Raw genomic sequence first — 12,823 nt, 5'->3', positions numbered from 1 at the left:
TGATCCCGGATAGTGCTCAGAAGCGGGTGCCGAAGCCGAAACGCACGAGCTGGGTCTCGTCGTAGGACTCTTTCACCACCGCCTGGGCGATGTCGATGTTGATGAGCCCGACCGGCGTACGCCAGGAAAGCCCGACGCCCGCGCCGACGCGCGGCGAGCTGTCATCCTGCACACCCGGGCCGGAAACCGGCGTGCGCGAGAGCGAGCCGACATCGACGAAGGCGCGGCCGAGCAGCCCGATCTCGGAGGGCAGCGGCAGCGGGAAGCGCAGCTCGGTGGTCTGGGTCCAGATCAGACGTCCGCCGAGCGGGTCGTCGGAAGAATTGTTGGAGGTGTCGCGCGGCCCGGCGCCGGCCAGCGCAAAGCCACGCAGATTGTCGCCGCCGAGGAAGAAGCGGTCGATGATTCGCTCCGGCCGGTCGCCCCAGGGGGTGAGCAGGCCGACGCCGGCCTGCAAGGCCAGCACATAATCCGAACTGCCGAGATAGCGTTCCAGCGGCACATAGCCGGCGACATCGCCGCGCCAGCGGACATAGGCGACATCGCCGCCAAGGCCTGCCACATCGGTGCCGACGCGCAGGATATAGCCGCTGCGCGGCTCGATCCGGCTGTCACGCACGTCATAGGAGACGGTGGTGCCGACCTGCGACAGCAGCGTCACGCCAGTCTGTTCCTGGATGAAGCGGCTGGCATCCGACTGCACGTCGAAGACATCGCGCTGTACCAGGCTGTAGGACCAGTTCTGCCGCACCCGCTCGTTGAACTCGTAGCCGGCGCGCAGCACGATGCCGACGCGCTTCTCCGAGTAGCTCGACGTGTCCTGCAGGTCGCGGGTGATGTAGAAAAGGTCGACACCGGCGGCCAGGTTGCGATCCAGGAAGGCCGGATCGGTGACCGAGAAGTCCACCTGGGTGCGGCGCTGCGCCAGCAGGGTCTGCAAGCGCGCATCGATGCCGGTGCCCAGGAAATTGCGTTCCCGGATGCCGAAGTCGGTCAGCAGACCGGCATCGGTGGAGAAGCCACCGCCCAGCGAGATTTCGCCGGTCGGGCGTTCCGTGACCGTGGTCTGCAGCACCGTGCGATCCGGCGCGGAGCCGGGCTGCACGTTGATCTCGGCATTGCCGAAATAGCCCAGGTCGCGGATGCGCTGGCGCGAACGCCGCACCTGGGCGGCATTGAAGGCATCGCCCTCCGCGATGCGGAATTCGCGGCGGATGACGCGATCGGCGGTACGGCTGTTACCGATGATGTCGATGCGCTCGACATAGGCGCGGCTGCCTTCGGTGACCTCGAAGATCACATCGACGCGCTGCGCCTCACGGTCCCGGGTCACCCGGGGCCGCACCTCGACGAAGGGCACGCCACGCAGGCCGACAGCGTCTGAAAGCGCCTCGACCGAGCGTTCCACCGCATCGCCGTCGTACCAGTCGCCCTCGGTGACAGCGAGTTCCCGCCGCAGAGAGTCGGGCTCGACGCCGCGCAGCGTGCTGGTGATCTCGGTGCGGCCGACCCGGTAACGGGGACCCTCGTCGATCGTATAGGTCACGAAGAAGCCGCTGCGATCCGGCGCCAGCTCGGCCACCGCACCGGTGACCTGCACATCGGCATAGCCCTGGCGCAGATAGTAGCGGCGCAGCAGCTCCCGGTCGAAATTCAACCGCTCCGGATCATAGATGTCGGAGGTGGAGAGGATCCGGTACCAGGCCTGTTCCCGCGTCGCCACGACGTCGCGCAGCCGGCTGTCAGAATAAGCGGTGTTGCCCACGAAGCTGACGCGGCTGACCAGCGCGGCGTCACCCTCGGTGATCTCGAACACCACATCGACCCGGTTCTGGTCGAGCTGGATGACCTTCGGCTCCACCCGCGCGGCGAAGCGGCCACGGCGGGCATAAAGGTCGAGGATACGCTGGCGGTCCGCCTGGGCGGCCTGCGGGGTGAAGACGGCGCGGGCGCGCAGCGTCACCTCCGGCGTCAGCACATCGTCCGAGACCTTGCTGTTGCCCTCGAAGGCCACCCGGTTGACGATCGGGTTCTCCTCCACCGTCACGCGGATCCGCTCGCCGTCGCGGGCCACCGCCACGTCCCGGAACAGGCCGGTGGCGAAAAGCGTGCGCAGGCTGCGATCGAGCCGGTCGGCGTCGAAGGGGTCGCCCGGCTGCAACAGCATGTAGGATCGGACGGTGTCCGCCTCGATCCGCTGGTTGCCGGTGACGTCGATGCCACGCACCACACCGGAAGCCGGGGCGATGGCGGCGGCGGGGGCGCGCGGCCCACGGGTCTGCGCACCGGCGTCCAGCGCGAGGCTGACCGGGACGAGGCAGGTGGCTGCGAGCAGAAGAAGCCGATTGGCGACCAAGTGGTGTATCCCCGGGGGGCTGCGTAAGGCGGCGGAGACTACCCGAGCGGTCGGGGGGCCGCCACCCCCAGCGGCCCAGGCGCCGGGCCGGTGATGATCACAGTCGCCGCGAAAAGCGGCTGAACCACGGCAAATCGGGCTGGCCCGTCATTTTTCTTCACGCGCGCCCTGGGCGTTTTTTCCCAGTACGCTGTTTCAAAACGACTTTGTGCCAGAAGCCCCAATCAGCCAAAAAGGTTGGCCGCCCAGCGCACCACGCCGAGTTGCGACAGGTCGTTCCAGGTGGCGAAGACAAAAAGCGTGATCAGCAGCGCGAATCCGGCGCGGAATCCATATTCCTGCGCGCGCGGCGGCAGCGGACGGCCGCGGATCGCCTCCGCCGCATAGAACATCAGGTGCCCGCCATCGAGCACCGGGATGGGGAACAGGTTGATCAGCGCCAGGTTCACCGACAGCACCGCCATGAAGGAAATCAGGCTGGCAATGCCGAGCTCCGCCACCTGGCCCGACATTTGGGCGATTCGCAGCGGTCCGCCCAGTTCCTCCGCACCCCGGCCGCCGGCGATCATCTGCCAGACCGCGCCCAGCGTCTGCTTGGTGATGTCCGCCGTCTGCACCGTGCCGGCCCAGAGCGCGCTGAAGGGGTCGAGGCGCTGGAATTCGGTGGCGGCGGCCCCGACCCCGAGCACGCCCACTGTCGTCTCGCCGTTGGTGCGCGCGGCCGGGGTTGCGGTGACCACCCGTTCCTGGCCTTCCCGCTGCACCGTCACCGCCACGGGCGTGCCGGCGCGCGGCTGGATGTGGCGCTGCACCTCCTCGAACCGGGTCACCGGCTGGCCATCCAGCGCCAGGATGCGGTCGCCCGGCAGCAGACCTGCGCTGGCGGCGGCGGAGCCTTCCTGCACCGTGCCGATCGCGGTCGTGGCGGCCGGCCGGCCGACGGTCATGTAAAGCGCGCCGAACATCAGCGCGGCGAGCACGAAATTGGCCAACGGCCCGGCGGCCACGACGATGGCGCGGTCGCTGACCGGCTTTTCGTGAAAGGTCTGGCCAGGGCGCCAGGCTGCGCGGACCTCGTCCGAAACATCCTCGGGCTGTTCCTGCCCGTGCAGCTTCACATAGCCGCCGAGCGGTAGCCATCCGATGCGCCATTCCGTGCCCTGCCGGTCGGTCCAGGTGGCGATCGCCCGGCCGAAGCCGACGGAGAAGCGCTCGACATAGACGCCGCGCCAGCGGGCGGCGAGGTAGTGGCCGAGCTCGTGAAAGAAGACCAGCACGCCGAGCACGACGATGAAGGAGAGGATGGTGCGAAACGGTTCGGGCAGGATGTCCAAGACGATCTCCAGCGGCGCCGTGCGCCTAGGTCTTCATTAACGGGCCGGACCCCGGCCCTGGTCAGCCTACCACCGTGCGCGCCAGGGCATGGCCCAGCGCCGCGTGCCGCGCGGATTGGTCGAGCGCCAGGATATCCTCCAGCGTCTCGGCCCGCGGTGCCACCAGACCCTCCAGCGTCTCCGCCACCACGGCGGCGATGTCGAGAAAGCCAATCCGCCGGTCCAGGAACAGGCCGACAGCCACCTCATTCGCCGCGTTCAATATAGTCGGCGCGCCACCCCCCGCCTGCAAGGCCTCCCGCGCCAAGCGCAAAGCAGGGAAGCGCAGCGGGTCCGGCGCCGAAAAATCCAGCTGGCCGAGCGTGGCGAGGTCGAGGCGCGGGATGGCGACCTGAAGTCGCTTCGGCCAGGCCAGGGCATGGGCGATGGGCGTGCGCATATCCGGCGTGCCGAGTTGCGCCAGCAGCGAGCCATCGCTGAACTGCACCAGGCCGTGGACCGCCGATTGCGGATGCACCAGCACCTCGATCCGCGATTCCGACACCGGGAACAGGCGCGCCGCCTCGATCAGCTCCAGCCCCTTGTTCATCATGGTGGCTGAATCGACGCTGATCTTGGCCCCCATCGACCAGACGGGATGGCGCACCGCCTGTTCAGGCGTGACGCCGGCCATTTGCGCCAGGCTCCACTCCCGGAAAGGCCCGCCGGAGGCGGTGAGGATGATCTTCTCCACTCCGGCCGGGTCCTGACCATCCAGAGCCTGGAAGATGGCGTTGTGCTCGGAATCGACGGGCAGCAGGGTGGCGCCGCCCTGGCGCGCCACCTCCAGCACCAGCTCCGCCGCACAGACCAGGCTTTCCTTGTTGGCGATGGCCAAGGTGCCGCCACGCGCCAGCGCCACCAGGGTCGAGCGCAGCCCGGCAGCGCCGACGATGGCGGCCATGGTCCAATCCGCCTTGCGGGCCGCGGCAGCCTCCACCGCCAGGGGGCCGGCATCGATCGCGATGCCAGAGCCGCCCAAGGCCGCTTTCAGCGCCGGCCAGGCCGCAGGGTCCGCCACCACGGCCATGCTGGCGCGCAGCCGCAGCGCCTGCTCCGCCAGCGTCGCGACATCCCGGTTGGCGACCAGCGCCTCCACCCGGAACGCCCCGGGCGCGGCCGCGTCCAGCAGCGCGACGGTGGACCGCCCGACCGAGCCGGTGCTGCCGAGGATGGAGACCGATCGCGTCATCAGCCCCAACCCCAAAGCGGGCGCCCCTGCCCCAGCAGATAGGTCAGCAACGCCGCCACCGGCGCCGCCGCCAGCACCCCGTCCAGCCGGTCCAGCAGCCCACCATGGCCGGGAATGAGGGAGGAGGTGTCCTTGACTTTGAAATGCCGCTTGATGGCGGATTCCAGCAGATCCCCGGCCTGCGAGGCCATGCTCAGCAGAAGCGCCACCAGGGCGATCGCCGGCAGGGAGGCCCCGGGCGTGAAGGCCAGGGCGCAGAGCCCGCCGAAGACCAGCGCCGCGGCAAGCCCGCCCAGCGCCCCGGACCAGGTCTTGTTGGGCGAAATCGCTGGCGCCAGCTTCGGCCCGCCAAAGGCGCGCCCGGCCAGATAGGCGCCGATATCCGAAGCCCAGACCACGACGAACAGGAAGAGCACATTGCCGCGCCCGGCCTCATTGTCATGCCGCAACTCGATCAGCGCCAAACCGGCCAGGCCGATATACAAGACGCCGAGCGCCAGCCGCCGCGCCGGCTGGGTGACGCCGGAGCGCCGCCCACGCAGCGCCACGCCGATCCAGGTGGCGGCGAAGCCCGCCAGCAGCACGGCAAGGCCAAGCCGCACCTGTTCCATCACCGCCAGCGCCCCGGCGGCGAAGACGACCAGCGGTACAGCAAGGCCCGGAAACACCCGGGTGCGCCGACCACAGAGATGCACCCATTCCCAGGCCAGCACCGCCACCGCCAGCGCCACCATGGCGGTGAAGCTCTCCGCCCCAAACCAGATGCAGGCCAGCGCGGCCGGCAACAGCACGGCGGCCGACAGCGCCCGCTTGCGCAGATCCGTCCAGCGCTTCGTCTCGCCCGTGCTGGCCTGCTGACTCATGCCCCGATCCGCCGCGTCACGCGACCCGCTGGCCATAGCGCCGCTCCCGCCGCGCGAATTCACCGACCGCTGCGGCGAGGTGCGAAGCGCCGTAATCCGGCCAGAGCACGTCCTGGAAGACGAATTCCGAATAGGCCGACTGCCAGAGCAGGAAGTTGGAAATGCGCTGTTCCCCGCTGGTGCGGATGATCAGGTCCGGGTCCGGCATGCCGGCGGTGAACAGCATGCCGGCGAACAGCGCCTCATCCAGCTTCGCGGGGTCGAGCGTGCCAGCGGCCACCCGCCGCGCTGCTTCGCGCGCCGCCGCAACGATCTCTCCGCGCCCGCCGTAGGACAGGGCGATGTTCAGGTTCATGCGGGTGCCTTTGGCGGTAGCTTCCTCCGCCGCGGCGATGGCGCGCACCGTCTCGGGGCCGAAGCGCTCGCGCTCCCCCAGCACGCGCAGGCGGATACCTTCCTTGACCAGCGTGCCGACCTCGGCTCGCAGGTAGATGCGCATCAACCCGGTCAGATCGCGCACCTCCTCCGCCGGCCGTTGCCAGTTTTCGGAGGAGAAGGCGAACAGCGTCAGCCAGCCGATGCCCGATAGCGCGGCCGCCTCGATGGTCCGCCGAGCCGCCTCTGCCCCCGCCTTATGGCCAAGGGCGCGCGGCAGGCCACGGGCAGTGGCCCAGCGGCCATTGCCATCCATGATGATGCCGACATGGCACGGCGGAGCCGGTCCGTCCTGCCCGCCCTGCGGGCGAGCTTCCGACGCGCCGCCATCCAGCGGCTTGGCTGCCGCGCTCATCACCCGCCCATCCGAGCCGCAGCGCCTGTCATCAGCTGGTCCGGATGTCCTTTTCTTTCTCCGCCAGCGTCGCATCGACCGTCTTGATGCTCTGGTCGGTCAGCTTCTGGATCTCGTCGGTCCAGCGCTTCGCATCGTCCTGGCTGACTTCGGACTTCTTGTCCTTCTCCCAGCCCTTCACCGTCTCCATCGCGTCACGGCGCACGCCACGCATGGCAACGCGCGTGGCCTCCGCGTATTTCGCGGCGGTCTTCACTAGGTCGTTGCGGCGTTCCGTGGTCAGCGGCGGCAGCGGCACGCGCACCACCTGACCCTCGGTCTGCGGGTTCAGGCCCAGGCCGGAATCGCGGATGGCGATCTCCACCGCCTTCACCACGGACTTGTCCCAGACCTGTACGGACAGCAGGCCGGGACCGGCCACCGAGATATTGGAAACCTGCACCAACGGCTGGACATTGCCATAGGCCTCGACACGGATCGGCTCCAGCAGCGCGGGGCTGGCGCGGCCGGTCCGCAGGCCCTGGAATTCCTTCTTCAGCGTCTCCAGCGCGCCGTCCATGCGGCGCTGCAGCTCCCGCTTATACTCGGCGAAGTCGGCGGCCATGCCTGGATTCCCTCTTGAGCATTCCGCGCCAGGTAAACCCGCCCGGCGATCCGGAAAATGCGGCAAACAATGGTTTAAGGATCGATCACGGTGGTGAACTTTCCCTCGCCCTTCATGACGGCGGTGAAGGCACCTGGTTCGTGGATATTGAACACGACGATCGGCAGCTTGTTCTCCCGCGCCAGGCTGATGGCCGCGGCGTCCATCACCGCCAGATCGCGGGACAGCACATCGAGATAGGTGATCGTGGTGTAGCGTTCCGCGTTCGGGTTCTTTCGCGGATCGGCGGAATAAACGCCATCGACCTGCGTGCCCTTCAGCAGCGCCTCGCAGCCCATTTCATTGGCGCGCAGGGCCGCGGCGGTGTCGGTGGTGAAGAAGGGATTGCCGGTGCCGGCGGCGAAGATCACCACCCGCCCCTTTTCCATGTGCCGCACGGCGCGGCGACGGATGAAGGGCTCGCAGAGGCTCGCCATCGGGATGGCGGACTGCACCCGGGTCGGCACGCCAAGCTTCTCCAGCCAGTTCTGCATCGCCAGCGCGTTCATCACGGTGGCCAGCATGCCCATGGCATCGGCCTGGCTACGGTCCATCCCGGCGGAGGCGCCGGCGACACCGCGGAAGATATTGCCACCGCCAATCACCATGCAGACCTCGACGCCCAGCGCCGTCACATCGCGGATATCCGCCGCGATGTTCTTCAGCACCGCGATATCGAGGCCATAGTCGCGGGAGCCCATCAGCGCCTCGCCGGAGAGCTTGAGCAGGACGCGCTTGTACAGGGGGGGTCTGCTCATCTTGTCTCGGGAATCCGGCTGGCTGGCGTCGCGCAACATAAGCGGCGCATCGTGGCGGGGGCAAGGCGAAGGCATGGCCCGCCTGGGCGGACCCTGCCTGTCTCAGGCCTTGAATGACCTGGCGCGCCGATGCGCCAGGCAGATAGGCGGGGTGGGGCCGCCTGGGCGGCCCCTTTCCCGTTTGGTCGGTCCGGTTCCCCGGATCAGCCCTTGGCGGCGGCGGCGACCTCGGCGGCGAAGTCGCTCACCACCTTCTCGATGCCCTCGCCGAGCTGGAAGCGGGCGAAGCCGGTGAGCTGGCCGCCGGCCTTCTTCACCACTTCCTTCACCCGGCTCTCGCCGTCATGCACCCAGACCTGCTCCAACAGCACCACTTCCTCGTAGTACTTGCGGATGCGGCCCTCGATCATCTTCTCGATGATCTCCGGCTTCTTGCCCGAACCGGCCGCCTGCTCGCGCAGCACCGCCTTCTCCCGTTCCAGCGCGGAGGGATCAACCGCGGAGACATCCAGCGAATCCGGGCGCGTGGCGGCGATGTGCATGCCGATCTGGCGGCCCAGCACCTCCATCGCCTCCAGCTCGTTCTCGGCCTCCAGCGCGACCAGCACGCCGATCTTGCCGAGGCCCGGCTTCACCGCATTGTGCATATAGGTGGCGACGGTGCCGGAGGACACGCGCAGCACCTTGGCGCGGCGGATGGTCATGTTCTCGCCGATCGTGGCGATCAGCCGGGTCAGTTCCTCCTGCGTGGAGTGCGTCGTGCCGGGGTAGGTCGCCGCCTTCAGCGCCTCCACATCGTCGCCAACCGACAGCGCCAGGCCTGCAACCTCGGCAACAAAGGCCTGGAAGGCCTCGTTGCGGGCCACGAAGTCGGTCTCGGCATTGACCTCGACCATCGCGGCGACGGTCGGGCCAGAGGCGACGCCCACCAGACCCTCGGCGGCGACGCGGCCGGACTTCTTGGCAGCGGCCGACAGGCCCTTCTTGCGCAGCCAGTCGATGGCCGCTTCCATATCGCCGCCGGCTTCGACCAGCGCCTTCTTGCAATCCATCATGCCGGCGCCGGTCTTCTCACGAAGCTCGCGCACCATCGCCGCGGTGATCTCGGCCATTTCGATCGTCCCCGTCCTACGAGTCACGGCCGCACCCGGGCCAGCGCCGGGGCGGCATCAGGATATCAGGGGCCGGACGGGGGTTTCCGCATCCGGCCCAGGCCGCCCCCGCCAGGCGGGGGCACCAAACATCAGGCCGCCGGGGCGTCCTTCGCAGGCTCGACTTCGGCAGCAGCCTCGGCGGCCAACTCGGCCGTCACCTCGGCGGCGACCTCTTCGGGCAGCACTTCGGAGACATCCGGCAGCGCCTCGGCGGGCAGGTCCTCGCGCGCGCCCAGATCGGCGCCCGAGGAACCGAGCTCGGCGGAGATGCCGTCCAGCACCGCACCGGCGACCATGTCGCAATACAGGTGGATCGCGCGGATGGCGTCGTCATTGCCGGGGATCGGATAAGCGATGCCGATCGGGTCGGCATTGCTGTCAACCACGGCGACAACCGGAATGCCGAGCTTGTTGGCCTCCTCGATCGCCAGCTTCTCCTTCACCGTGTCGATGACGAAGATGATGTCCGGCAGGCCACCCATGTCCTTGATGCCGCCCAGCGCGCGGTCGAGCTTCTCGCGCTCGCGCGTCAGCATCAGGACTTCCTTCTTGGTCAGGCCCTGGATGTTGCCGCCCAGCTGCTCTTCCATCTGCTTCAGGCGCTTGATGCTGCCCTGGATGGTCTTCCAGTTGGTCAGCATGCCGCCGAGCCAGCGGTGGTTCACATAGTACTGGCCGCAGCGCGCGGCGCTTTCCGCCACATATTCCGCCGCTGCCTTCTTCGTGCCAACCAGCAGCACGCGGCCGCCGGCGGCCACCACGTCGCGGATCGCACGAAGCGCGCGGTCCATCATCGGCACGGTCTGCTGCAGGTCCAAGATATGGACCTGGTTGCGCACGCCGAAGATGTAGGGCGCCATCCGGGGGTTCCAGCGGCGGGTGTGGTGTCCGAAATGGACGCCGGCCTCGAGCAGGCCGCGCAGGGTAACGTCGGGCATCGCCATGGGGCGGATTCCTTGACTTCCAGTGGTCCGGTTGTGCCTCCGCGCTGCCGCCCCCGCCCGTGAACCGCGGGGTGGGGACCGGACCTTCGGAGGTGGACCCCCCGGAAGGTGCATCGCGTGCGAATTTGCCGCCCCGAGGCACACCCCGGACCGGCCGGCGCGATATGCCCCAGCCGCCGCCCCGCCGCAACCCCGTCGCCGACACCAGTGCTTGCCCGCGCCGCCCGCGCCCCTATCCTGCCCCCTCGCCTTCCGGACTGCCTGCCCCATGCGAATCCTGGTCGTCTCCCCCACGCCGAGCCATCCGCAGGATGCGGGCAACCGCGCCCGCATCCATGCCGTGCTGTCCGGACTGAAGGCCGCCGGCCACAGCCTGACCCTGTGTCTGCTGGACCGCGAGAAGGTCGGCCCCGAACATGTCGCGGCGATGCGGCGTGATTGGGGGGAGCTGATCCTGGTGCCGCATGACCGGGGTCTGGAAAAACCCAGCCTCGGCAAGCGCTTCGGCCTGGACGACTGGATCCAGCCGGCGCTGGAGGAAGTGCTGGTCGGCCTCGCCGCGCGGCGGCCCGGCTTCGACATGGTGCTGGTGGAATATGTCTTTCTCAGCCGCGCCTTTACCTTCTTCCCGCAGCCGAACCTGCGCTTCCCAACGCCGGTGCTGAAGGTGCTGGACACGCATGACCAGTTCGGCGGCCGCGACGATCGGCTTCGCGCCATCGGCCTGACCCCGTCCTTCTTCTATACCACCGAGGCGGAGGAGGCGCGCGGCTTTGGCCGCGCCGATGTCGTGCTGGCGATCCAGGAGGAGGAGCGCCAGGCGATGGAGGCCTACAGCCCCGCCCCGGTGCTGACGCTGGGCCATATTCCCGCCGGCGACCGCCCGCCTTTGCCGCCGCGCGCCTCGGATGGCCGGTTTGTGATCGGCTATCTGGGCAGCGCCAATCCCATGAATACCCGCGCGCTGGACCGTTTCCTGGCGGCGCTGGACCTTCCCGCCCTGGCGGCGGCAGGGGCGGAAATCCGTGTGGCCGGCAGCGCCGCGCGGCATCTGGAGCCTGGGCCGGGGCTGGTGCCGATCGGCCCGGTGGACGATCCCGACGAGCTCTATGCCCAGGTCGATCTGGTGGTGAACCCGCATGAGGGCGGCACCGGCCTGAAGATCAAGACGGTGGAGGCGCTGTCGCGCGGCCGTCCGGTGGCCGGCACGGCGGAGGCCTTCGCCGGGATGGCACCGGAGGAGGCCTGGCATGCCGCCGCAGACGCCCCGGCGCTCGCCGCCTTGGTGACGCGGGCGGTGGCGGAGCCGGCGCTGCGGGACCGCATCGCCGCGAGTTCCGCCCGGCTCTGGGATCGCTACGCCAAGACGGTCGCCGCCGAGCAGCACCGGCTCGCCAGCCCCGCCGCACTGCGTTTCGCCATCCAGCGGCCCCGCACGCTGCTGGTGACGGACCTGCGCTTCTGGGAGGAACGCCTGGGCAACCATGCCCGGATCGCCGCCCTGGCCCGTGCCGCGAGGTCGGAGATGGATCTCGACCTGTTCTTCATCGGCACCATGTCGGATCCCGAAAAGGCGCGTGCCAAGGAGGTGATGGGCGGCCGCGCCCGTTTCTTCCCGACCGGGCCGCTACCGCCGACGCCCGATGCGAAGCTGCCCAAGGGCATGACGCCCTTCGAGCATCGCTCGACCATCGCCTCCGCCCTGCTGGCCTTCGCCAAGCACATGGCGACCTATCCGCCGGATGCCGTGATCATCGAGTACATCCGTCTGTCCTATCTGCGCCACGCCATCGAGCAGCCGGTGATGACGGTGATCGACACGCACGACATCATGTCCACGCGCGTCCGCAACTTCGCGCATTTCGGCCGCCGCCATTTCATCGAGATCAGCGCGGCGGAGGAGCTGAAGATTCTCTCCGGCTTCCACCAGATCCTGGCGATCCAGCAGGAGGAGTTCCGCTGGCTGGACGCGCTGCTGCCCGGGCGGGTGCTACTGGCTCCGCACGTGCTGCAACCCGCCCATCGGGCCCAGGGCCACGCCGATGGCAAGGTGCGAATCGGCTTCATCGGCGGCGACAGCCCGATGAACCGGGACGGGTTGACCTGGCTGCTGGACCAGGTCTGGCCGGCAATCGCGCCGCTGGGGGCGGAGCTGCATGTGGCGGGCCAGGTCTCCGCCGCCGTGCCGCCTGGCCGGCAGGGGGTGGTGGCGCATGGACTGGTGCCGCGGCCGGAGGACTTCCTGAACACGCTCGATATCGGCGTGAACCCGGTCTTCTATGGCGGTGGGCTGAAGATCAAAACGGTCGAATACCTTTGCCACGGGCTACCCAGCGTGCTGACGGCGGAAGCGCTGTACGGCATCGCGGGCGGTGCCGGCACGGCCTATCACCTGGCGCGGGATCGGGCGGGCTTCATCGCTGCGCTGGCGGAGCTGGTGCTGGACCCCGCGGCGCGGGTGCGGATGGGGGATGCGGCACTGGCCTTCGGGCGGCGGCACTTCGCGCCGGCGGCAATGGCGCCAGCCATGCGCAGCCTCGCCGGACTGGCGCGCGGCGTGACCCGCACCGAGGCCAGATCGGCCGCTGCGCTGCCCGTCGCTCCGCCATCGGCCGCCTAGGGTCCGGTCAGCAGCACCGCCCGTGCCGGGACGCGCCATGGACCTGCGCAACAGGATTTATATTGCATCGCAACACACGCCAATTCCACAAAAGGAGATTGATCTAACCAATTCCGCCCAGCGCGATCTT

At 68.9% G+C, this 12,823-nt stretch carries 10 protein-coding genes; 1 reads left to right on the top strand and 9 read right to left on the bottom strand.

All coding sequences use genetic code 11. The features are described from left to right. Positions 1-16: 16 nt before the first annotated feature. From bamA to rpsB, 9 genes are all read right to left on the bottom strand, one after another. A complete protein-coding gene (gene bamA, locus ACVFYP_RS16835) occupies positions 17-2,356 on the bottom strand; it encodes an outer membrane protein assembly factor BamA (protein WP_499201360.1) in 2,340 nt (779 codons plus the stop codon). Positions 2,357-2,580: 224 nt separating this feature from the next. Continuing rightward, positions 2,581-3,690, bottom strand: coding sequence for an RIP metalloprotease RseP (gene rseP / locus ACVFYP_RS16830; RefSeq protein ID WP_499201359.1), 1,110 nt, complete (start codon positions 3,688-3,690; stop codon positions 2,581-2,583). A 61-nt stretch (positions 3,691-3,751) separates the two neighbouring features. After that, the gene (gene dxr / locus ACVFYP_RS16825) at positions 3,752-4,921 is read right to left on the bottom strand and encodes a 1-deoxy-D-xylulose-5-phosphate reductoisomerase (RefSeq protein WP_499201358.1); all 1,170 of its coding nucleotides are present in this window, start codon (positions 4,919-4,921) and stop codon (positions 3,752-3,754) included. Further along, positions 4,921-5,784: a phosphatidate cytidylyltransferase gene (locus ACVFYP_RS16820; protein WP_499201357.1), complete on the bottom strand. Its 864-nt coding sequence runs from the start codon at positions 5,782-5,784 to the stop codon at positions 4,921-4,923. The genes dxr and ACVFYP_RS16820 overlap by 1 nt, the downstream gene beginning before the upstream one ends. A 16-nt stretch (positions 5,785-5,800) precedes the next feature. Then, positions 5,801-6,574 (bottom strand): polyprenyl diphosphate synthase, encoded by a 774-nt coding sequence (gene uppS, locus ACVFYP_RS16815; protein WP_499201356.1) that lies wholly within the window; start codon positions 6,572-6,574, stop codon positions 5,801-5,803. 31 nt (positions 6,575-6,605) lie between these two features. Further along, on the bottom strand, positions 6,606-7,178 hold the full coding sequence (gene frr / locus ACVFYP_RS16810) for a ribosome recycling factor (protein ID WP_499201355.1): 573 nt from the start codon (positions 7,176-7,178) through the stop codon (positions 6,606-6,608). A 74-nt stretch (positions 7,179-7,252) separates the two neighbouring features. After that, complete coding sequence (gene pyrH / locus ACVFYP_RS16805) at positions 7,253-7,975, bottom strand: UMP kinase (protein WP_499201354.1); 723 nt, start codon at positions 7,973-7,975, stop codon at positions 7,253-7,255. Positions 7,976-8,178: 203 nt separating this feature from the next. After that, positions 8,179-9,087 carry a translation elongation factor Ts gene (tsf, locus tag ACVFYP_RS16800; RefSeq protein WP_499201353.1) on the bottom strand — a complete coding sequence of 303 codons (909 nt, stop codon included), beginning with the start codon at positions 9,085-9,087 and terminating at the stop codon, positions 8,179-8,181. Between the two features lie 131 nt (positions 9,088-9,218). Further along, positions 9,219-10,073, bottom strand: a complete 855-nt coding sequence (rpsB, locus tag ACVFYP_RS16795; protein WP_499201352.1) for a 30S ribosomal protein S2 — start codon at positions 10,071-10,073, stop codon at positions 9,219-9,221. Positions 10,074-10,341: 268 nt separating this feature from the next. Between rpsB and ACVFYP_RS16790 the strand changes: the two genes are divergently transcribed. Further along, on the top strand, positions 10,342-12,693 hold the full coding sequence (locus ACVFYP_RS16790; RefSeq protein WP_499201351.1) for a glycosyltransferase: 2,352 nt from the start codon (positions 10,342-10,344) through the stop codon (positions 12,691-12,693). Positions 12,694-12,823: the final 130 nt, after the last annotated feature.

Source organism: Roseomonas sp. F4, assembly GCF_053891155.1.
Note: the sequence above shows the minus strand (reverse complement) of the source record. Positions and strands in the feature narration are given on the sequence as shown.

What these genes read in the sequence shown, in the direction of transcription:
- dxr (WP_499201358.1), bottom strand. Translation starts at nt 4,921, where the DNA reads ATGACGCGATCGGTCTCCATCCTCGGCAGCACCGGCTCGGTCGGGCGG.
- ACVFYP_RS16820 (WP_499201357.1), bottom strand. Translation starts at nt 5,784, where the DNA reads ATGAGTCAGCAGGCCAGCACGGGCGAGACGAAGCGCTGGACGGATCTG.
- uppS (WP_499201356.1), bottom strand. Translation starts at nt 6,574, where the DNA reads ATGAGCGCGGCAGCCAAGCCGCTGGATGGCGGCGCGTCGGAAGCTCGC.
- frr (WP_499201355.1), bottom strand. Translation starts at nt 7,178, where the DNA reads ATGGCCGCCGACTTCGCCGAGTATAAGCGGGAGCTGCAGCGCCGCATG.
- pyrH (WP_499201354.1), bottom strand. Translation starts at nt 7,975, where the DNA reads ATGAGCAGACCCCCCCTGTACAAGCGCGTCCTGCTCAAGCTCTCCGGC.
- tsf (WP_499201353.1), bottom strand. Translation starts at nt 9,087, where the DNA reads ATGGCCGAGATCACCGCGGCGATGGTGCGCGAGCTTCGTGAGAAGACC.
- rpsB (WP_499201352.1), bottom strand. Translation starts at nt 10,073, where the DNA reads ATGGCGATGCCCGACGTTACCCTGCGCGGCCTGCTCGAGGCCGGCGTC.
- ACVFYP_RS16790 (WP_499201351.1), top strand. Translation starts at nt 10,342, where the DNA reads ATGCGAATCCTGGTCGTCTCCCCCACGCCGAGCCATCCGCAGGATGCG.